General features: G+C 62.8%; 17 protein-coding genes and 1 tRNA gene. 17 read left to right on the top strand and 1 reads right to left on the bottom strand.

Annotation, left to right across the window (positions count from 1 at the left end; genetic code table 11):
* The first annotated feature begins 197 nt into the window (after positions 1-197).
* Positions 198-596 carry a GFA family protein gene (locus CN97_RS19235; RefSeq protein ID WP_207391646.1) on the top strand — a complete coding sequence of 133 codons (399 nt, stop codon included), beginning with the start codon at positions 198-200 and terminating at the stop codon, positions 594-596.
* Positions 597-645: 49 nt separating this feature from the next.
* A tRNA-Trp gene (locus tag CN97_RS19240) sits at positions 646-721 on the top strand.
* Positions 722-757: 36 nt separating this feature from the next.
* On the opposite strand, the gene CN97_RS19245 is transcribed toward CN97_RS19240, so the two are convergent.
* The gene (locus CN97_RS19245) at positions 758-2,068 is read right to left on the bottom strand and encodes an MFS transporter (RefSeq protein WP_035715078.1); all 1,311 of its coding nucleotides are present in this window, start codon (positions 2,066-2,068) and stop codon (positions 758-760) included.
* A 125-nt stretch (positions 2,069-2,193) separates the two neighbouring features.
* Here CN97_RS19245 and secE point away from each other — a divergent pair, with 125 nt between their 5' ends.
* The 15 genes from secE (at position 2,194) to fusA (ending at position 20,483) form a co-directional block, all read left to right on the top strand.
* The gene (secE, locus tag CN97_RS19250) at positions 2,194-2,394 is read left to right on the top strand and encodes a preprotein translocase subunit SecE (protein ID WP_035715080.1); all 201 of its coding nucleotides are present in this window, start codon (positions 2,194-2,196) and stop codon (positions 2,392-2,394) included.
* Between the two features lie 258 nt (positions 2,395-2,652).
* A complete protein-coding gene (locus CN97_RS19255) occupies positions 2,653-3,171 on the top strand; it encodes a VPLPA-CTERM sorting domain-containing protein (RefSeq protein ID WP_035715081.1) in 519 nt (172 codons plus the stop codon).
* 188 nt (positions 3,172-3,359) lie between these two features.
* Positions 3,360-3,893 (top strand): transcription termination/antitermination protein NusG, encoded by a 534-nt coding sequence (gene nusG, locus CN97_RS19260; protein ID WP_035715083.1) that lies wholly within the window; start codon positions 3,360-3,362, stop codon positions 3,891-3,893.
* Positions 3,894-3,970: 77 nt separating this feature from the next.
* On the top strand, positions 3,971-4,423 hold the full coding sequence (gene rplK, locus CN97_RS19265) for a 50S ribosomal protein L11 (protein ID WP_035715084.1): 453 nt from the start codon (positions 3,971-3,973) through the stop codon (positions 4,421-4,423).
* Between the two features lie 3 nt (positions 4,424-4,426).
* Complete coding sequence (gene rplA / locus CN97_RS19270) at positions 4,427-5,128, top strand: 50S ribosomal protein L1 (protein ID WP_035715086.1); 702 nt, start codon at positions 4,427-4,429, stop codon at positions 5,126-5,128.
* Positions 5,129-5,364: 236 nt separating this feature from the next.
* On the top strand, positions 5,365-5,880 hold the full coding sequence (rplJ, locus tag CN97_RS19275) for a 50S ribosomal protein L10 (RefSeq protein WP_035715088.1): 516 nt from the start codon (positions 5,365-5,367) through the stop codon (positions 5,878-5,880).
* A 71-nt stretch (positions 5,881-5,951) separates the two neighbouring features.
* A complete protein-coding gene (gene rplL / locus CN97_RS19280) occupies positions 5,952-6,332 on the top strand; it encodes a 50S ribosomal protein L7/L12 (protein WP_035715091.1) in 381 nt (126 codons plus the stop codon).
* Positions 6,333-6,570: 238 nt separating this feature from the next.
* Complete coding sequence (rpoB, locus tag CN97_RS19285) at positions 6,571-10,701, top strand: DNA-directed RNA polymerase subunit beta (RefSeq protein WP_035715093.1); 4,131 nt, start codon at positions 6,571-6,573, stop codon at positions 10,699-10,701.
* Positions 10,702-10,747: 46 nt separating this feature from the next.
* Complete coding sequence (rpoC, locus tag CN97_RS19290; protein ID WP_035715095.1) at positions 10,748-14,986, top strand: DNA-directed RNA polymerase subunit beta'; 4,239 nt, start codon at positions 10,748-10,750, stop codon at positions 14,984-14,986.
* Between the two features lie 511 nt (positions 14,987-15,497).
* On the top strand, positions 15,498-15,782 hold the full coding sequence (locus tag CN97_RS21490; protein ID WP_165496687.1) for an LPD3 domain-containing protein: 285 nt from the start codon (positions 15,498-15,500) through the stop codon (positions 15,780-15,782).
* Between the two features lie 102 nt (positions 15,783-15,884).
* Positions 15,885-16,397, top strand: a complete 513-nt coding sequence (locus tag CN97_RS19295; protein ID WP_131389530.1) for a hypothetical protein — start codon at positions 15,885-15,887, stop codon at positions 16,395-16,397.
* On the top strand, positions 16,327-17,235 hold the full coding sequence (locus tag CN97_RS19300; RefSeq protein WP_035715099.1) for a DMT family transporter: 909 nt from the start codon (positions 16,327-16,329) through the stop codon (positions 17,233-17,235). Before CN97_RS19295 ends, CN97_RS19300 begins: the two co-directional genes overlap by 71 nt.
* Before the next feature lie 260 nt (positions 17,236-17,495).
* The gene (gene rpsL, locus CN97_RS19305) at positions 17,496-17,867 is read left to right on the top strand and encodes a 30S ribosomal protein S12 (protein ID WP_010399029.1); all 372 of its coding nucleotides are present in this window, start codon (positions 17,496-17,498) and stop codon (positions 17,865-17,867) included.
* 12 nt (positions 17,868-17,879) lie between these two features.
* Positions 17,880-18,350 (top strand): 30S ribosomal protein S7, encoded by a 471-nt coding sequence (gene rpsG / locus CN97_RS19310; protein ID WP_035715101.1) that lies wholly within the window; start codon positions 17,880-17,882, stop codon positions 18,348-18,350.
* Positions 18,351-18,368: 18 nt separating this feature from the next.
* The gene (fusA, locus tag CN97_RS19315) at positions 18,369-20,483 is read left to right on the top strand and encodes an elongation factor G (RefSeq protein ID WP_035715104.1); all 2,115 of its coding nucleotides are present in this window, start codon (positions 18,369-18,371) and stop codon (positions 20,481-20,483) included.
* The last annotated feature ends 115 nt before the right edge of the window (positions 20,484-20,598 follow it).

The following is a 20,598-nucleotide window of genomic DNA, read 5'->3' on the forward strand; positions in this document are numbered from 1 at the left end:
GTCTCCAAAATCATCGAGTAATCGAAAGGCTCCGGCATGTCGGTTGACATGCCGGCCGCCGTCCCTGCGATGATCGGATCGTCGAAGGGGTTCCGCACCCCGCCAAGGGCCGTCCCAAAGGGGCGGCCCTTTTCACTTTGGCGGCGGAGTAGCGGATGATAGGCTCAGCCGGTGGCCTGGTTGCCGGTGGAGCAATAATGCTGAAGATCTATCACGGCGGATGCCACTGCGGTGACATCAGATATTCTGTCGATCTCGACCTCTCGCGCGGTACGATGCGGTGCAATTGCACCTATTGTCGCAAGGTGCGGAACTGGAGTGCGGCCTGTGCGCCCGAGGCGCTGGCCATCACCGGCGAGGACAAGCTCTCCTCCTATACGTTGTCCGGCGCGGTCCGCCATGAATTCTGCCCGCGCTGCGGAGTCCGGCTCTTTTCACGCGGGCATGTGCAGGAGCTGGGCGGCGATTTCGCCAGCGTCATGGTTTCCACGCTGGACGAAGGCACGGAGGATGAGCTGATCGCCGCACCCGTGAAATGGGCCGACGGGTTGCACGACAACTGGCGGAATTCGCCTTTGGAGGTGCGCTACCTCTGATGCCTCTTGCCTTTCCTGCGCGCCTGCCTTAGCAACCGCCCTACGGCACAGGGGTATAGCTCAGTTGGTAGAGCATCGGTCTCCAAAACCGAGGGTCGTGGGTTCGAGTCCCCCTGCCCCTGCCAGCCGTTTCCAGCATCGCGGGACAGAGGGTGAGGCGCTCAGTTGAGCGCCTGATTCCGCGTTTCCACGTTGATCGTCAACGCGGCGACTGCGCCCAGCACCAGCAGGGCCGCGAACAGCCCGACGGTCACGCCGAAGCTGTAGGAGATCACCAAACCCACGACCGTCGGAGCGCAGATACCGCCAAGCCGCGCCATCGCGCCCGCTGCCCCCATACCCGTCGCGCGGACGGAGGTCGGGTAGAGTTCGGGCGTGAATGCGTAGAGCGCGCCCCATGTCCCCAGCAGCGCAAAGCTCATCAGGAGCAGCGAGCTGGCGACGAGGGCCGATGTTCCCGCCACGGTGAACAGCAGGCAGCCAAGCGCGCTCAGCAGCAGGAACAGGATGAGCGTCGGCTTCCGCCCCCAGGCCTCCACCCCGTAGGCAGCAAGGGCATAGCCCGGAAGCTGCGCCAGCGCGACCAGCACAAGGAAGCCATATCCGCGGACGAAGCCGAACCCGCCCGTGGCAAGCTGTGCCGGTATCCAGGTGAATACGCCGTAGTAGGAGATAGAGACGAGGAACCACAGCAGCAGCACCCCGATCGTCCGTGACCGGAGCGCCGGGGAGAAGATGCTGCCGCCTTCGGTGCCGCCGGGCAGGGTGATCGTGATGTCACGGGGCAGGGGGGCGGCTCCGTTGCCGGCGCGGACCCTGTTCAGGACGTCGCGCACTTCCTCCTGCTGGCCGGTGCGCAGCAGGTAGAGCGGCGATTCCGGCACCCAGAGCCGGAGCCAGAAGCCGATGAGCGCGGGAATGGCGGCTATCGCGAAAATCCAGCGCCATGCCTCCGCCACCCCGAAAGACGAGGCAATCCAAGCCGTCAGTGCCACGATGACCGTACCAACCGCCCAGAAGCCCTCCAGATAGACGAGCCACCGTCCCCGGTTCTTCGGCGGCAGGAATTCCGCCATCATCGCGTAGTCGACGGGGAGGGTACCCCCAACCGCCATGCCGGTCAGGAACCGGGCGATCAGCAGCAGTTCGAAGTTGGGCGCAAAAACGGAGGCCAGCCCGAACACCGCGTCGCAGGCCACGGTCACGATCAGCACCTTCCGCCGTCCGATCCTGTCGGCGATTCGCCCGAACATGGCCGCGCCGATGAACATGCCGAGGAAGAACAAAGTGCCCGTCTGAAGCGCCTGCGGCACCGTCAGCCCGAAGCTTGCCGCGATGGAGGGTGCGCTGAAGCCGATGGAGAGCACCTGCATCGCGTCTGCCGCCCAGACCAGCCCGAAAATACCGAAGAGCCTTTTCTGAAAGCTCCCCACGCCGGTTTCCGACAGGATTGCGTCCACTGTGGTCGCCATGAAATATCTCCACTCCGCAGAATGCGGTGCACTGTCCTCGTCCGGAATATAAACGCAACCCCTTCTTGCTTGTAATCTGCGTGGGGAGGGCGTATCTGCTCCGCGTCCAGCCCGAAGGAACCGCAATGGCAAAGGCCAACCCGCTCCAGTTCATCCAGCAGGTCCGCACCGAAGTCGGCAAGGTCGTCTGGCCGACCCGCCGCGAAGTTCTGCTGACGACGACAATGGTGTTCGTGCTTGCGGCGGTGGCAGCGGTCTTCTTCTTCCTCATAGACCTGGCCATCCGCTATGGCCTGACATGGCTGCTGGGATTCTTTAGCCAATAACGTTTTCCTGCGCGCTGATGCACAGTCGCTGCACGTGCATCGTGATTGTTGTGCATTCGCGAAAGAACCCGATCGCCTTTACGCTGCATTTCCCCAGAATTCTCGCGTTTAAAGAGATATTTCTTGAATTTTAGCTAGTTGTGGGGCACCTCTCTGCCTTGTGTATCTTCGTGCGCGCATGCGTCGCTCCCCCAAGCGAAACGGTGCGCAAGCGGGCTGTCCGCGCGGAGTGCATGTGATTTTGGCAAGGATAAAAATATGAAAGCGCTTCTCGCAGCTGTGGCTATTTCGGCCCTTCCGTTCGCCGCGTCCGCGGCGACGTACTATATCGACGTCAACTCCGAAGGTCCCTACACCTCCGGGTTCCAGACGCTGAGCGTCGGCGACGAACTGGTCTTCGTGGTCACCCCGAACACGACCTACACGTTCGACTTCGGCATCTCGGCGCTCGGCCAGCGTTCGTCGCTGGAGCAGGTGACCTTTGGCACCAGCGTGTCCGGCAGCTATTCCACGGTGTTCAACACCTATGGTGACCAGGGCTCCTTCTGGTCCGCTGGCGGCGACTTGCCGAACCTGACGACGGGAGAGACTTTCTCGGTCGCCTTCCTGTCCAACGGCGCGACGTCCAACGTCTCCATCGCGCTCGCCTTCACCGCGACGCAGCAGAATGAGGAAGAGCTTCCGGTGCCGCCGGAGGTTCCGCTTCCGGCCGCTGGTGGCCTGCTGGTCACCGGTATGCTCGGCCTCGGCGCTCTCGCCCGTCGCCGTAAGGCCTGATCGGCTTTAGGCATCGCTGAAACCGGCAAGTCCCGTCCCTGTGGCGGGGCTTGTTCTTTGTGGAATGACTTGCACTCGCGGCCTCATACGGGTAGGAGGTCGCAGTTCCAGGGCGCAGGCGGCGTGCAGCGATTCGGCGTGCGCGCTGTTTTTTGTTCTGGAAGCAGACACAGGAAGGGTATCGCGGCATGGCGAAGCGTTGGTATTCGGTGAGCGTCCTCTCGAACTTCGAGAAGAAGATCGCCGAGCAGATCAAGCAGTCGGTCGCCGACGCTGGCCTCGAAGATCAGATCGACGAGGTTCTGGTCCCGACCGAGGAAGTAATCGAAATTCGCCGTGGCAAGAAGGTGACTTCGGAGCGGCGCTTCATGCCGGGCTATGTGCTCGTGCATATGGAAATGTCGAACCGTGGTTACCACCTGATCACCTCGATCAACCGTGTCACCGGGTTCCTGGGTCCGCAGGGCAAGCCGATGCCCATGCGGGACTCGGAAGTGAATGCCATCCTGAACCGGGTGGAGGAGGGCGAGGCGCAGCCGCGCAACCTCATCCGGTTCGAGGTCGGCGAACAGGTGAAGGTGTCGGACGGACCTTTCGAGGGCTTCGCCGGCATGGTCGAGGAAGTGGACGAGGCGGCCAACCGTCTCAAGGTCACCGTCTCGATCTTCGGTCGGCCTACGCCGGTCGAACTGGAATTCACTCAGGTGGCGAAGGTCGCCTGAGCGATCCCGTGGGAGGCGTGAGAGCGCCGGACCACTAAACCGCCCGCTTGCCGGGTTGTGAGAAGAGGAGAGGCCATATGGCCAAGAAAGTTGTCGGGCAGCTCAAGCTGCAAGTGAAGGCGGGGCAAGCCAACCCGTCCCCGCCGATCGGGCCCGCGCTCGGTCAGCGCGGCATCAACATCATGGCGTTCTGCAAGGAATTCAACGCCCGCACCCAGGAGATGGAGCAGGGGTCGCCGATCCCGACCGTCATCACCTACTACGCGGACAAGTCGTTCTCCTTCGAGATGAAGACGTCTCCGGCGTCCTTCTACCTCAAGAAAGCCGCGGGCCTGAAGCCGGTCGGCAAGCGGAACCGTCCGAAGGGTTCGGTGAAGCCGGGCCGCGAAGTGGCCGGCACCGTGACCGTCGCGCAGATCCGTCAGATCGCGGAAGCGAAGATGAAAGACCTCTCGGCCAACGATATCGAGGCCGCGATGCAGATCATCCTCGGCTCGGCGAAGTCGATCGGTATCGAGGTGAAAGGGTAAGCCATGGCAAAGCTTGGTAAACGCACCGCCTCGGCGCGGGAAATCTTTGCGGGCAAGGCCAACCTTTCGGTTGAGGATGCTCTTTCGCTGGTCAAGCAGGCGGCCACCGCGAAGTTTGACGAGACTGTCGAGATCGCGCTGAACCTCGGCGTTGATCCGCGTCACGCCGACCAGATGGTCCGTGGTGTCGTCCAGCTGCCGAACGGCACGGGCAAGACCGTCCGCGTGGCCGTGTTCGCGCGTGGCGCCAAGGCTGACGAAGCCAAGGCGGCAGGCGCGGATATCGTCGGCGCGGAAGACCTGATGGAGACGATCCAGTCCGGCAAGATCGAGTTCGACCGTTGCATCGCGACGCCGGACATGATGCCGCTGGTCGGCCGCCTCGGCAAGATCCTCGGCCCGCGCAACCTGATGCCGAACCCGAAGGTCGGCACGGTGACGATGGACGTGAAATCCGCTGTCGAAGCCGCCAAAGGCGGTGAAGTGCAGTTCAAGGTCGAGAAGGCGGGCGTCGTCCATGCCGGCATCGGCAAGGTATCCTTCGAGCCGGCGAAGCTGGCCGAGAACCTGCGTGCCTTCGTCGGTGCTGTGAACCGCGCGAAACCTGCCGGTGCCAAGGGAACCTACCTCAAGAAGGTGTCGGTTTCCTCCACCATGGGGCCGGGCGTGTCTGTCGACCTGACCTCGGCCACCGCCGAGGCCTGACAAGAATTCCCGGGCTTCGGCCCGGTGAACGGCAGGGCCACCGGGAGCAGTCCCACGGCCCTGTCCTGTCCGAGACGGCGGGTGATCCGGATGGATCTTAATATCCTGCCTGAGATGGGGAACGAGCGAATTCCGGGGCTTTCCCCGGGCGATCTCTCGGGACCATCGCGGACCCGACGCCTGCGCAAGCAGGCAGAACTGAGCCGGGGGGAAACCCCCAAACTTGGAGTGGAACTGTGGATAGAGCCCAGAAAGAGAAAGTGGTCGAGGAACTCGGCCAGATCTTCGAAAGCTCTGGCGTCGTGGTGGTTGCCCGCTACGAAGGCCTCACGGTTGCCCAGATGCAGGACCTCCGGGCGCGCATGCGCACGGTCGGAGGCTCCGTCCGCGTTGCCAAGAACAGGCTCGCCAAGATCGCCCTTGAGGGCAAGCCCAACGAAAGCCTGGGTGACCTCCTCAAGGGCATGACCGTGCTGACCTATTCCGAAGACCCCGTCGCTGCGGCGAAGGTGGCTGACGAATACGCCAAGACGACGGAGAAGTTCGTCATTCTTGGTGGTTCTATGGGCAGCACGGCCCTCGATCCGGCCGGTGTCAAGGCCGTAGCGTCCATGCCGTCGCGTGAAGAGCTGATCGCTCAGATCGTGTCCTGCATCGGCGCTCCGGCTTCCAACATCGCCGGCGCGATTGGCGCACCTGCATCGAACATCGCGGGCATCCTCTCCACCCTGGAGGAGCGGGAAGCCGCCTGAGCAACCTATGGCCTTCGTGGGGTTGAACACCCGCACGTTGGAACCCATCTAACTTGGAACGGAACAGAGAAATGGCCGATCTGAAAGCCCTTGCCGAGCAAATCGTGAACCTCACGCTGCTGCAGGCTCAAGAACTGAAAACCATCCTGAAGGACGAATACGGCATCGAGCCCGCTGCTGGCGGCGCGGTGATGGTTGCCGGTCCGGCCGCTGGCGGTGCTGCCGCTGCGGAAGAAGAAAAGACCGACTTCGACGTGATCCTCGTCGATGCCGGCGCGAACAAGATCAACGTGATCAAAGAAGTCCGCGCCATCACCGGTCTTGGTCTGAAAGAAGCCAAAGACCTCGTGGAAGCTGGCGGCAAAGCGGTGAAAGAAGCTGCGCCGAAAGCGGAAGCCGAGGAAATCAAGAAGAAGCTCGAAGCGGCTGGCGCCAAGGTCGAGCTCAAGTAATCGTATCGGGCGCATCCTGCGCCTGACGGTTTCGTGCGGCTGGAGAGGGTTTTCCCTCTCCAGCCAATCGCGTCTTGGCAAGGGCCTCCAAGGGGGCTTTTCCCAGGGCGCGGCAAAGGGTTCGGGAGCGGTCGGTGGGACGGCCGCATGAATGGAACTCTTGGCCCCCTGTTTCTAGAGCGGTCCGCGCCGGTGCCCCGACGGCCGTGGATCCGCAGATAGAAAGGTGACGACGAGCATGGCGCATTACGTTGGCCAGAAGCGCATCCGCCGCTACTACGGCAAAATCCGCGAAGTTCTGGAGATGCCGAACCTCATTGAGGTTCAGAAATCCTCCTACGACCTGTTCCTTCGCTCCGGGGATGGCCCCAAGGCGCTGGACGGCGAAGGCATCCAGGGTGTCTTCCAGTCCGTCTTTCCGATCAAGGATTTCAACGAGACCGCCGTTCTCGAATTCGTGAAATACGATCTCGAGAAGCCGAAATATGACGTCGAGGAATGCCAGCAGCGCGACATGACCTTTTCGGCGCCGCTGAAGGTCACGCTCCGTCTCATCGTGTTCGATGTCGATGAGACGACCGGCGCAAAGTCGGTCAAGGACATCAAGGAACAAGACGTCTACATGGGCGACATGCCCCTGATGACGTCGAACGGGACGTTCATCGTGAACGGCACCGAGCGCGTCATCGTGTCGCAGATGCACCGCTCTCCGGGCGTGTTCTTCGACCATGACAAGGGCAAGACGCACTCCTCGGGCAAACTGCTGTTCGCTTGCCGGATCATTCCCTATCGCGGCTCCTGGCTGGACTTCGAATTCGACGCCAAGGATATCGTCTTTGCGCGTATCGACCGTCGCCGGAAACTGCCCGTGACGACGCTGCTCTATGCGCTTGGCATGGATCAGGAAGCCATCACGGATGCCTTCTACGACACCGTGGACTACCGGCTCGAGAAAAACCGTGGCTGGGTGACGAAGTTCTTCCCCGAACGCGTCCGCGGCACCCGTCCGACCTTCGATCTGGTGGATGCGGCGACCGGTGAGATCATCTGCAAGGCCGGGGACAAGATGACCCCGCGGATGGTCAAGAAGCTGACCGACGAGGGCAAGGTCACCGAGCTTCTGGTCCCCTACGATTCCATCGTGGGCCGCTATGTCGCCAAGGACATCATCAACGAGGAAACCGGCGCGATCTATGTTGAGGCCGGGGATGAGATCACGCTCGAATACGACCGTGACGGCGAAGTGAAGGGCGGCAGCCTGAAGGTGCTGCTGGACAACGGGATCACCGAGATCCCGGTGCTGGACATCGACAACATCAACGTCGGCCCCTACATCCGCAACACGATGGCCGCGGACAAGAACATGAACCGCGATACCGCGCTCATGGACATCTACCGCGTCATGCGTCCGGGCGAGCCGCCGACCGTCGAAGCCGCTTCCGCTTTGTTCGACACGCTGTTCTTCGACAGCGAGCGCTACGACCTGTCGGCCGTGGGTCGCGTGAAGATGAACATGCGCCTCGATCTGGACGCACCCGACACGCAGCGTACGCTGCGCAAGGAAGACATCATCGCCTGCATCAAGGGCCTGGTGGAACTGCGTGACGGCAAGGGCGAAATCGACGATATCGACCACCTCGGCAACCGCCGGGTGCGTTCGGTCGGCGAGCTGATGGAGAACCAGTACCGCGTCGGGCTGCTCCGCATGGAGCGCGCGATCAAGGAACGCATGTCCTCGGTCGAGATCGACACGGTCATGCCGCAGGATCTCATCAACGCGAAACCGGCGGCGGCGGCGGTGCGGGAGTTCTTCGGCTCCTCGCAGCTTTCGCAGTTCATGGACCAGACCAACCCGCTCTCGGAAGTCACGCACAAGCGTCGTCTCTCCGCGCTCGGGCCGGGCGGTCTGACCCGGGAGCGCGCCGGCTTCGAGGTGCGCGACGTTCACCCGACCCACTACGGCCGGATGTGCCCGATCGAGACGCCGGAAGGCCAGAACATCGGCCTGATCAACAGCCTCGCCACCTTCGCGCGGGTGAACAAATACGGCTTCATCGAGACCCCTTACCGTAAGGTGAAAGAGGGTCAGGTGACGGATGACGTGGTCTATATCTCCGCCACTGAGGAGATGCGCCACACCGTCGCTCAGGCGAACGCGAGCCTCGACGAAGAAGGGCGCTTCGTGGACGAGCTGATCTCCACCCGCAAGGCGGGCGAGTTCATGCTCAACCCGGTTGAAGCCGTCGACCTGATCGACGTGTCGCCGAAGCAGCTGGTTTCGGTCGCTGCGGCCCTGATCCCGTTCCTTGAGAACGACGACGCCAACCGCGCGCTGATGGGCTCCAACATGCAGCGTCAGGCCGTGCCGCTGCTGCGCTCCGAGGCGCCGTTCGTCGGCACCGGCATCGAGAGCACCGTGGCCCGCGATTCCGGCGCCGCGATCATGGCGCGCCGGGGCGGGGTGATCGACCAGGTGGACGCGACGCGTATCGTCGTCCGGGCGACCGAACTGCTCGAACCGGGCGAACCGGGCGTGGACATCTACCGTCTGCGCAAGTTCAAGCGGTCCAACCAGTCGTCCTGCATCAACCAGCGTCCGCTGGTGAAAGTTGGCGATACGGTCGCGCGGAACGAGGTCATCGCGGATGGCCCCTCGACCGACATGGGTGAACTGGCGCTTGGCCGGAACATCGTCGTCGCGTTCATGCCCTGGAACGGCTACAACTATGAGGACTCGATCCTGATCTCCGAGCGGATCCTCCGTGACGACGTCTATACCTCGATCCATATCGAGGAATACGAAGTCGCCGCGCGGGACACCAAGCTCGGGCCGGAGGAGATCACCCGCGACATCCCGAACGTCGGTGAGGAAGCGCTGCGCAACCTCGATGAGGCCGGGATCGTCTACATCGGTGCCGAAGTGGGGCCGGGGGACATTCTCGTCGGCAAGATCACCCCGAAGGGCGAAAGCCCGATGACGCCGGAGGAGAAACTGCTCCGCGCCATCTTCGGGGAAAAGGCGTCGGACGTGCGGGATACCTCGCTCCGGCTGCCGCCGGGGGCATACGGGACCATCGTGGAAGTGCGGGTCTTCAACCGTCACGGTGTCGACAAGGACGAGCGGTCGCTTCAGATCGAGCGTGAGGAAATCGAACGCCTCTCCCGCGACCGGGACGACGAGCTGGAGATTCTCGAGCGCAACTTCTACGCCCGTCTGCGCCAGCTGATCCTCGGCAAGGCCGCGGTGAAGGGGCCGAAGGGCGTGAAGCCGGGTTCGGAAATCACCGAAGAACTGCTGGGCACGCTGTCGCGCGGCCAGTGGTGGCAGCTCGCGCTTGCCGATGACGCGGAGGCCAAGGAGGTCGAGGCGCTCAACGATCAGTTCGACGTGCAGAAACGCGCGCTGGAGAACCGGTTCGAGGACAAGGTGGAGAAGGTCCGCCGTGGCGACGATCTGGCGCCTGGCGTGATGAAGTCGGTCAAGGTGTTCGTGGCGGTGAAGCGCAAGCTGCAACCGGGCGACAAGATGGCCGGCCGTCACGGCAACAAGGGCGTCATCTCCAAGGTCGTGCCGATGGAGGACATGCCCTTCCTCGCCGACGGGACGCCGGTGGACTTCGTGCTGAACCCGCTGGGTGTGCCGTCGCGGATGAACGTCGGTCAGATCCTCGAAACCCACATGGGTTGGGCTGCGCGCGGTCTGGGCCTCCAGATCGACGAGGCGCTTCGCGAGTATCGCCGCAATGGTGATCTGACCCCGGTGAAGGAAGCCGTGCGTTTCGCCTATGGCGACGAGACCTACGAGGATGCTTTCTCCGGCATGGACGAGGCTGCGCTTCTGGAGGCTGCGGGCAATGTGACCCGTGGCGTTCCGATCGCGACGCCGGTCTTCGACGGGGCGAAGGAAGCGGACGTCAACGACGCGCTGGTCCGGGCGGGCTTCGACAAGTCCGGCCAGTCCATCGTGTTCGACGGTCGCTCCGGCGAGCAGTTCGCCCGGCCGGTAACGGTCGGTGTGAAGTACATGCTGAAGCTTCATCACCTCGTCGACGACAAGCTGCACGCCCGCTCCACGGGTCCGTACAGCCTGGTCACGCAGCAACCGCTGGGCGGCAAGGCCCAGTTCGGTGGCCAGCGGCTCGGCGAGATGGAGGTCTGGGCGCTCGAAGCTTACGGGGCGGCCTACACGCTGCAGGAAATGCTCACGGTCAAGTCGGATGACGTGGCCGGGCGGACCAAGGTCTACGAGTCCATCGTCAAGGGCGAAGACAACTTCGAGGCCGGCGTTCCCGAGAGCTTCAACGTGCTCGTGAAAGAAGTCCGGGGCCTCGGCCTCAACATGGAACTCCTGGATGCGGAGGAAGAGTGAGGGCGGCCTTCGCCCTCCTCACCCACCCCAGTTTTAAGGACTTGGCATGAACCAGGAACTCACCACCAATCCGTTCAACCCGCTCGCGGCGACGAAGCAGTTCGACGAGATCAAGATCTCGCTGGCCTCACCCGAGCGGATCCTTTCTTGGTCCTATGGTGAGATCAAGAAGCCCGAAACCATCAACTACCGCACGTTCAAACCCGAGCGTGACGGCCTGTTCTGCGCGCGCATTTTTGGTCCGATCAAGGACTACGAATGCCTGTGCGGCAAATACAAGCGCATGAAGTATCGCGGCGTCGTCTGCGAGAAATGCGGTGTGGAAGTGACGCTCCAGAAGGTGCGCCGTGAGCGGATGGGCCATATCGAGCTCGCCGCGCCGGTGGCGCATATCTGGTTCCTGAAATCGCTGCCGTCCCGCATCGGCCTCATGCTCGACATGACGCTCCGGGACCTGGAGCGGATCCTCTACTTCGAGAACTACGTCGTCATCGAGCCGGGTCTGACCGATCTCACCTACGGTCAGCTGATGACCGAAGAGGAGTTCCTCGACGCGCAGGACCAGTATGGCGCGGATGCGTTCACGGCGAACATCGGCGCGGAAGCGATCCGCGAGATGCTGGCCGCGATCGACCTTGAGGCGACGGCCGACCAGCTTCGTGAGGAGCTGAAGGAAGCCACGGGCGAGCTGAAGCCGAAGAAGATCATCAAGCGGCTGAAGATCGTCGAGTCGTTCCTCGAGTCGGGCAACCGTCCGGAGTGGATGATCCTGACCGTGCTGCCGGTGATCCCGCCGGAGCTGCGCCCGCTGGTCCCGCTGGACGGCGGCCGGTTCGCCACGTCCGACCTCAACGACCTCTACCGCCGGGTCATCAACCGGAACAACCGCCTCAAGCGGCTGATCGAGCTCCGTGCGCCCGATATCATCGTGCGCAACGAAAAGCGGATGCTTCAGGAAGCCGTGGACGCACTCTTCGACAACGGCCGCCGGGGCCGCGTGATCACGGGCACCAACAAGCGCCCGCTGAAATCGCTCTCCGACATGCTGAAGGGCAAGCAGGGCCGGTTCCGTCAGAACCTTCTGGGCAAGCGGGTAGACTTCTCCGGCCGTTCGGTCATCGTGACCGGGCCGGAGCTGAAGCTGCACCAGTGCGGCCTGCCGAAGAAGATGGCGCTCGAACTCTTCAAGCCGTTCATCTATTCGCGGCTGGAGGCCAAGGGTCTGTCTTCCACCGTGAAGCAGGCGAAGAAGCTGGTCGAGAAGGAGCGCCCGGAGGTCTGGGACATCCTGGATGAAGTCATCCGCGAACATCCCGTCCTGTTGAACCGCGCGCCGACGCTGCACCGTCTGGGCATCCAGGCGTTCGAGCCGATCCTGATCGAAGGCAAGGCGATCCAGCTTCACCCGCTGGTCTGCTCCGCCTTCAACGCCGACTTCGACGGCGACCAGATGGCCGTGCACGTTCCCCTCTCGCTGGAAGCCCAGCTTGAGGCCCGCGTCCTGATGATGTCCACGAACAACGTGCTGTCGCCCGCCAACGGCGCGCCGATCATCGTGCCGTCGCAGGACATGGTGCTTGGTCTTTACTACACGACCATGCAGCGTGAGGGCATGAAGGGCGAAGGCATGGCCTTTACCTCCATCGAGGAGGTGGAGCACGCCCTTGCCGCTGGCGAGGTGCATCTGCACGCTAAGATCACGGCGCGGATCAAGCAGATCGATGGCGAAGGCAACGAGATCGTCAAACGCTACGAGACGACCCCCGGCCGTCTCCGCCTCGGCAACCTGCTGCCGCTCAACGCCAAGGCGCCGTTCGAACTGGTGAACCGCCTGCTCCGCAAGAAGGACGTCCAGAACGTCATCGACACCGTCTACCGCTACTGCGGCCAGAAGGAATCGGTGATCTTCTGCGACCAGATCATGGGGCTTGGCTTCCGCGAGGCCTTCAAGGCCGGCATCTCCTTTGGCAAGGACGACATGGTCATCCCGGTCAAGAAATGGGAGATCGTGGAGAACACCCAGGAGCAGGTGAAGGAATTCGAACAGCAGTACATGGACGGTCTGATCACCCAGGGTGAGAAGTACAACAAGGTCGTCGATGCCTGGTCGAAATGTTCCGACGCCGTCGCCGGTGCGATGATGGGTGAGATCTCGGCTGTCCGTAAGGACGATATGGGTCGGGAAATGGAGCCGAACTCGGTCTACATGATGTCCCACTCCGGGGCGCGGGGTTCGCCTGCCCAGATGAAGCAGCTGGGCGGGATGCGCGGCCTGATGGCCAAGCCGTCGGGCGAGATCATCGAGACGCCGATCATCTCGAACTTCAAGGAAGGTCTGACCGTTCTTGAATACTTCAACTCGACGCACGGCGCCCGGAAGGGTCTGGCGGATACCGCTCTGAAGACCGCGAACTCCGGCTACCTGACCCGTCGTCTCGTCGATGTGGCGCAGGACTGCATCGTCCGGTCCAACGACTGCGGCACCGACCGTTACATCACGGCCTCCGCCGCGGTGAACGACGGTGAAGTGGTCGCGTCGCTGGGTGAACGTGTGCTGGGCCGTGTCGCTGCCGAGGAGGTCTATGTCCCCGGTACCGACGAGGTGATCGTGAGCCTTGGCGAGCTGATCGACGAGCGGAAGGCGGATGCGATCGAGACCCTGGGCGTGCCCACGGTGAAGATCCGCAGCCCGCTGACCTGTGAGGCGGAGGAGGGCGTCTGCGCCACCTGCTACGGGCGCGACCTTGCTCGCGGCACGATGGTGAACGTCGGCGAGGCCGTCGGCATCATCGCGGCGCAGTCCATCGGCGAGCCGGGCACCCAGCTGACGATGCGGACTTTCCACATCGGCGGTATCGCGCAGGGTGGCCAGCAATCGTTCCTCGAGTCGTCTCAGGAAGGCGTGGTCGAGTTCCGCAACCCGAACCTTCTTGCCAACGCTTCGGGCGAGCAGATCGTAATGGGCCGGAACATGTCGCTCGCCATCATCGACGAGAACGGCGTGGAACGGGCGTCGCACAAGCTGCTCTACGGGTCGAAGGTGTTCGTGAAGGAGGGCCAGTCCGTCAAGCGCGGCAACAAGCTCTTCGAATGGGACCCCTACACCCTGCCGATCATCGCGGAGAAGGCTGGTCAGGCGAAGTTCGTCGATCTCGTCTCGGGCATCTCGGTGCGCGAGGAGACGGACGATGCCACCGGCATGACCCAGAAGATCGTCTCGGACTGGCGGTCGGCGCCGAAAGGTAACGAGCTAAAGCCCGAGATCATCGTCATGGATGCGGAGACCGGCGAACCTGTCCGCAACGAGCAGGGGCATCCGATTTCCTATCCGATGTCGGTGGACGCCATTCTGTCGGTCGAGGACGGGCAGGATGTGAAGGCCGGCGACGTGGTGGCCCGTATCCCGCGCGAAGGCGCCAAGACCAAGGACATCACCGGGGGTCTTCCCCGCGTGGCGGAACTGTTCGAGGCCCGTCGTCCGAAGGATCACGCGATCATCGCCGAACTGGATGGCTATGTGCGCTTCGGCAAGGACTACAAGAACAAGCGCCGCATCGCCATCGAACCGGTGGACGAGACGCTTTCCGCCGTCGAGTACATGGTGCCGAAAGGCAAGCACATCCCGGTGCAGGAAGGCGACTTCGTGCAGAAGGGTGACTACATCATGGACGGCAACCCGGCTCCGCATGACATCCTGCGGATTCAGGGGATCGAGGCGCTGGCCAACTACCTGATCGACGAGGTGCAGGACGTCTATCGCCTGCAGGGCGTGAAGATCAACGACAAGCACATCGAGGTGATCGTTCGCCAGATGCTGCAGAAATGGGAAATCCTCGACTCCGGCGAGACGACGCTGCTCAAAGGCGAGCATGTCGACAAGCAGGAGCTGGATGAAAACAACGCCAAGGCGGAGGCCCAGGGTCTGCGTCCGGCGCAGGCGGAACCCATCCTGCTCGGCATCACCAAGGCCTCGCTGCAGACGCGCAGCTTCATCTCCGCCGCCTCCTTCCAGGAGACGACGCGGGTACTGACCGAGGCGGCGGTTCAGGGCAAGCGCGACAAGCTCGTGGGCCTGAAGGAGAACGTCATCGTCGGCCGGCTCATCCCGGCCGGGACGGGTGGCGCGACGAGCCGGGTACGCCGCATCGCAACCGATCGCGATCAGAAGGTTGTCGATCAGAAGCGTGCGGAAGCGGAGAAAGCCGTGCAGCTCGCCGCTCCGATGGACGTCGTCGATCTGGAGAGCGATCCCGGTCTGGTGGAAACCAGCGAAAACCGGGATTGATCTCCGTCAAAATGGAAAACGTCCCGCGCAAGCGGGGCGTTTTGCTATTCAATAAGGTGCGCCGGGGGCTCCCGAGTAGCTGCGGGGTCTCAGCCATGATCCGCAGTGGAAAGTCACTCTCATCTGCGACGGCTTTGCCCTGATGGGCTTGCTTTCGGGGCCGCGCGCCGACTAAGGTGTTCCATCGCCCCTTTGGGGACGGTGCGGGGCGCCGTTACACGGTGTCGTGCTGTTTCAGGAAGGAGCGGCCGATCTTGGCTGAGGGGCGGCCCTTCCGCACCAGCGCCCATGCCCCCGCGACGCGCGGTGCTTAAGATTTGCCCTCTCCGCTTAAACCTGCTTGTGCCTGGCATGAGGTTTCACGGGTCACCACCCGTGCTTACTGCGATTTCGCTCGGCGGGTATGTGGGATTGGCACTGACGACGATCCCTTCTGGCGAAGGCAGTTGAACCCGGCGCAGTCTTGCCCAATTTTCACTCGCCGACGCTCTACCCCCGATCAACATTCATTTTGAATTCCGCACTCCGTGAACTCGGGCGCAAGGCGCAGGTGTGGTATCGCGACAACCTTGTCGGGACGGAGGTGGTGAACGCGGATACCGGCTGGACCATCGAGTTCCAGACCCGCGGCCGAAGAAGATCGGCGGCCGGAAGGGGTCTGACCTCTATCGCATCGTGCCCACGCTCAAGGATATTCTCGAAAAGGGGAACGGGCCAGAACGGAGCAGGACGCCAAGGGTCGGGAAAATCGGGCGGAGGTGTGGCATACCTTCGCGGCGCGCGTCCTTCTGGATGAGGCCGAAAAGGATGTGATCGTCAAAGTCACGAAGACTGCCCAAGGGCAATTTCACTACAATATATCAAGATATCAAGGGATATGGGTGACGGGGCTAGGTTCATGAGAACCTCGGTTGCTGACCGGAGCCAGGACTACGGTTTGGAAGACAACCCCGTCGAGCTGAATATTGCCTTCCTTCCCGAGAATTTCAATGGGGAAACCAAGGAAAGCCGATTCACCGACGCGGTGAAGACGCGGATCGACAAGCTCGACATCGCGCCGAAGGGCGAGACGGAGCGTGGCATCCTCCAGCGGGCCATCACGAACGCCATGGGCGGCAACTGGAACCTGCTGGCCATGGTGCCGGGCCACCCGCTGTTCACGGAGCATCCCGATAACAAAGGGGCGGGGCGATGTGCCTCCCGCATAATTTTCGCAAGCCTGCGTCAAAAGCGACATCAGATGACGCAAATACGCAGTCGCTCTCCCTGCGCCGTGCTAAAGGCATCTCAAGATCCGGCGGGTTATCCACTGCGGGTTCCGGGGAGTGAAGGCTTAGTCGATGCCGAGAACGGCCAATATGCGCGGCGCGCTGCTGATGATTGCGGCGGTGGGTGCCTTCACGGTCAATGATGCGCTCATGAAGGCCCTTCTCGGTCATGTGCCGCTGTTTCAGGCTCAGTTCCTGAGGGGGCTGGCTGTCCTTCTCCTGCTCGCGCTCGCTTCAGGCTTCTTTGCTCCGCCGCGGCTCGACCTGTCGCGGAGGGACTGGACGCTCTGCCTCGCCCGAAGTTTCGCGGAAGCGGTCAGTGCGGTGCTATATTTGGAGGGGCTGTCGCGCATTCCGCTGCCCAATGCCACGGCGATCCTGCAATCCGTGCCGCTATTCCTTACCCTCGCCGCAGCGATCTTCCTCAAGGAGCCGATCGGCTGGCGGCGGCTCGGGGCGATTCTCGTGGGCTTCCTCGGTGTGCTGCTCATCGTGAGGCCGGGGCCGGAGGGATTTTCGCCTGGCGCGCTCTACGTCTCCGCCTGCGTCGTGACCGTCGTCCTGCGGGAGCTGTGCACGCGGAAGCTCTCTCCTGCGGTTCCTTCCATGACGGCGGCTCTCACCATGGGGGTGGTGCTGGTGATCTTCTCCGGCGCGGGTGCGGCGGTGTCGGGCGAATGGAGGCCACTGGCGACCGCGGATATCCTGCGGATTGGGGCTGCTTCCGTTGCGGTGTCCTTGGGTTACGTGCTCAGCATCGGGGCGATACGGCTCGGCGACCTCTCCGTTGTGGGTCCGTTCCGCTATACGGGAATGGTGTGGTCGCTGCTTCTCGGCCTCGCGTTCTTCGGCGTGTGGCCCGATCCGCTGACCCTCACGGGGGCGGGAATCGTCATAGCTGCGGGCCTGTTCACCATCTATCGGGAGCATGTCTCCGAGCGCGCGGCTTCGCGGCTTTCCGGGACTATTGCGGCTGATTGAGCCCTTTTCGACGCGGCGTCCGGGGCGGGACACCTGTTGACATCCCCCGCGACTCCCCATATACGGCGCGTCACCCGGGTGGCGAGGTGCGTCTTCTGCTGCCCCTGCTCATAAACTGATGTGGTCATGATCCGGGCGAAAGCCCCGATCCTCTGGAATTCCACCGCGTCGTTCCCCGCGAAGGGGAACGAATGCGGTTTTGGCGTTTGCGGACAGGCGCGACGCCGATGACGAGAACGGATGCAACACGGGGAACCGGAATGCCGACTATCCAACAGCTGATCCGCAAGCCGCGGCAGCCCAAGGTGCAGCGCTCTAAGTCGCAGCACCTCCAATCCTGCCCGCAGAAGCGCGGCGTCTGCACGCGCGTCTACACGACGACGCCGAAGAAGCCGAACTCGGCCATGCGGAAAGTCGCCAAAGTGCGGCTGACCAACGGTTTCGAGGTGATCAGCTACATTCCGGGCGAAAAGCACAACCTTCAGGAGCACTCGGTGGTCCTGATCCGTGGCGGCCGGGTGAAAGACCTTCCGGGCGTCCGCTATCACATCCTGCGCGGCGTGCTCGACACGCAAGGCGTCAAGGACCGTCGTCAGCGCCGTTCGAAATACGGCGCGAAGCGTCCGAAGTAAGGAGATCTGGGCATGTCCCGTCGTCACGCTGCCGAGAAGCGCGAAGTTCTGCCGGACGCCAAGTTCGGCGACACCGTGCTGACCAAATTCATGAACAACCTGATGATCGACGGCAAGAAGTCGGTCGCAGAAGCTATTGTCTACAACGCACTCGACCGCGTCGAGGGCCGTGTGAAGCGCGCCCCGGTCGAAGTGTTCCATGAGGCGCTGGACAATGTGAAGCCGGCCGTCGAGGTCCGTTCCCGCCGTGTGGGCGGTGCGACCTACCAGGTTCCGGTGGAAGTCCGCGTCGAGCGTCGCGAAGCGCTGGCGATCCGCTGGCTCATCACGGCTGCCCGCAAGCGCAACGAGAACACCATGGAAGAGCGCCTTGCCGGCGAGCTTCTGGATGCCGCGAACAACCGTGGCACCGCGGTGAAGAAGCGCGAAGATACCCACAAGATGGCCGACGCGAACAAGGCGTTCAGCCACTACCGCTGGTAAGCGGCAGGAGCACCGACCATGGCACGCGAATATCCCCTCGAGCTCTACCGTAACTTCGGGATCATGGCTCACATCGACGCGGGTAAAACCACGACGACGGAGCGTATCCTTTACTACACGGGCAAGAGCCACAAGATCGGCGAGGTGCATGACGGCGCCGCGACGATGGACTGGATGGAACAGGAGCAGGAGCGGGGGATCACGATCACCTCTGCTGCGACCACGACCTTCTGGCAGCGGACCGAAGACGGCACCCATGAGGGGCCGAAATATCGGTTCAACATCATCGACACCCCCGGCCACGTCGACTTCACCATCGAGGTGGAGCGTTCGCTCGCGGTGCTCGACGGGGCCGTGTGCCTTCTTGACGCGAATGCTGGCGTCGAGCCGCAGACCGAGACGGTGTGGCGTCAGGCCGACCGTTACAAGGTTCCGCGGATCGTCTACGTCAACAAGATGGACAAGATCGGCGCGGACTTCTTCAAGTGCGTCCAGATGATCAAGGACCGCACCGGCGCCACTCCGGCTCCGGTTGCGCTCCCCATCGGTGCGGAAGACAAGCTCGAAGGCATCGTCGACCTGGTTACCCAGGAAGAATGGACCTGGAAGGGCGAAGACCTTGGCGCGTCCTGGACCCGTCAGGAAATTCGTGACGAGCTGAAGGACGTTGCCGAAGAGTGGCGTGGCAAGCTCATCGAACTCGCCGTCGAGATGGACGACGAGGCGATGGAAGCCTACCTCGAAGGCAACGAGCCCGACGTTGACACCCTGCGGAAGCTGATCCGCAAGGGCTGCCTCTCCATGTCCTTCGTTCCGGTTCTGGCCGGCTCGTCGTTCAAGAACAAGGGCGTGCAGCCGATGCTGAACGCCGTGGTCGACTATCTGCCGAGCCCGCTGGATGTCCCGGCCTATGTCGGCTTCGCCCCGGGCGACGAGACGGAAACCCGGAACATCGAGCGTCATGCCTCCGACGACGAGCCCTTCTCGGGTCTCGCGTTCAAGATCATGAACGACCCCTTCGTCGGTTCGCTGACCTTCACGCGTCTCTATTCGGGCGTCCTCAAGAAGGGCGACCAGATGCTGAACGCGACCAAGGGCAAGCGCGAGCGCGTCGGCCGGATGATGATGATGCACGCCATCAACCGGGAAGAGATCGATGAAGCCTATGCGGGCGACATCATCGCTCTGGCGGGTCTGAAGGACACCACGACGGGCGATACGCTCTGCGACCCGGCGAAACCGGTGGTTCTGGAAACCATGACCTTCCCGGAGCCGGTTATCGAGATCGCTGTGGAACCGAAGTCGAAGGCCGACCAGGAGAAGATGGGCCTCGCGCTCGCTCGCCTGTCCGCTGAAGACCCGTCCTTCCGCGTCGAGACCAACTTCGAGTCCGGCCAGACGATCATGAAGGGCATGGGCGAGCTTCACCTCGACATTCTCGTCGACCGTATGCGTCGCGAGTTCAAGGTCGAGGCGAACATCGGTGCGCCGCAGGTGGCTTATCGGGAGACCATCTCCCGCGAGGCAGAGATCGACTACACGCACAAGAAACAGACCGGTGGTACCGGCCAGTTCGCGCGCGTGAAGCTCGTCATCACCCCGACCGAACCGGGCGAGGGCTACTCGTTCGAAACGAAGATCGTGGGCGGTGCGGTGCCGAAGGAGTATATCCCCGGCGTCGAGAAGGGCATCAAGTCGGTCATGGACTCCGGTCCGCTGGCGGGCTTCCCGGTGATCGACTTCAAGGTCGCGCTGATCGACGGTGCGTTCCATGACGTCGACTCCTCGGTCCTCGCGTTCGAGATCGCGTCCCGTGCGGCAATGCGCGAAGGTCTGAAAAAGGCCGGAGCAAAGCTGCTGGAGCCGATCATGAAGGTCGAAGTGGTGACCCCGGAAGAATACACCGGCGGCATCATCGGTGACCTTACCTCCCGCCGGGGGATGGTGACCGGGCAGGAAAGCCGCGGCAATGCCAACGTGATCAACTCCATGGTGCCGCTGGCCAACATGTTCGGCTACATCAACACGCTGCGCTCGATGTCCTCGGGTCGCGCCGTCTTCACGATGATCTTCGATCATTACGAAGCCGTGCCGCAGAACATCTCGGACGAGATCCAGAAGAAATACGCCTGATCGGCGGGGTGGCGGTCCCCGCCACCCGAACCCATTCCGCCGTGAGCGCATCCGCGATCCGGTGACACGAAACAGGAGGCCATCATGGCAAAGGCAAAGTTTGAACGGACGAAAC

Source organism: Haematobacter massiliensis (assembly GCF_000740795.1).
Lineage (GTDB): Bacteria > Pseudomonadota > Alphaproteobacteria > Rhodobacterales > Rhodobacteraceae > Haematobacter > Haematobacter massiliensis.

Bases quoted from the DNA above. Each gene is read 5' to 3' on its own strand.
- CN97_RS19235 (WP_207391646.1), top strand. From the start codon at position 198: ATGCTGAAGATCTATCACGGCGGATGCCACTGCGGTGACATCAGATAT.
- CN97_RS19245 (WP_035715078.1), bottom strand. From the start codon at position 2,068: ATGGCGACCACAGTGGACGCAATCCTGTCGGAAACCGGCGTGGGGAGC.
- secE (WP_035715080.1), top strand. From the start codon at position 2,194: ATGGCAAAGGCCAACCCGCTCCAGTTCATCCAGCAGGTCCGCACCGAA.
- CN97_RS19255 (WP_035715081.1), top strand. From the start codon at position 2,653: ATGAAAGCGCTTCTCGCAGCTGTGGCTATTTCGGCCCTTCCGTTCGCC.
- nusG (WP_035715083.1), top strand. From the start codon at position 3,360: ATGGCGAAGCGTTGGTATTCGGTGAGCGTCCTCTCGAACTTCGAGAAG.
- rplK (WP_035715084.1), top strand. From the start codon at position 3,971: ATGGCCAAGAAAGTTGTCGGGCAGCTCAAGCTGCAAGTGAAGGCGGGG.
- rplA (WP_035715086.1), top strand. From the start codon at position 4,427: ATGGCAAAGCTTGGTAAACGCACCGCCTCGGCGCGGGAAATCTTTGCG.
- rplL (WP_035715091.1), top strand. From the start codon at position 5,952: ATGGCCGATCTGAAAGCCCTTGCCGAGCAAATCGTGAACCTCACGCTG.
- rpoB (WP_035715093.1), top strand. From the start codon at position 6,571: ATGGCGCATTACGTTGGCCAGAAGCGCATCCGCCGCTACTACGGCAAA.
- rpoC (WP_035715095.1), top strand. From the start codon at position 10,748: ATGAACCAGGAACTCACCACCAATCCGTTCAACCCGCTCGCGGCGACG.
- CN97_RS19295 (WP_131389530.1), top strand. From the start codon at position 15,885: ATGAGAACCTCGGTTGCTGACCGGAGCCAGGACTACGGTTTGGAAGAC.
- CN97_RS19300 (WP_035715099.1), top strand. From the start codon at position 16,327: ATGCCGAGAACGGCCAATATGCGCGGCGCGCTGCTGATGATTGCGGCG.
- rpsL (WP_010399029.1), top strand. From the start codon at position 17,496: ATGCCGACTATCCAACAGCTGATCCGCAAGCCGCGGCAGCCCAAGGTG.
- rpsG (WP_035715101.1), top strand. From the start codon at position 17,880: ATGTCCCGTCGTCACGCTGCCGAGAAGCGCGAAGTTCTGCCGGACGCC.
- fusA (WP_035715104.1), top strand. From the start codon at position 18,369: ATGGCACGCGAATATCCCCTCGAGCTCTACCGTAACTTCGGGATCATG.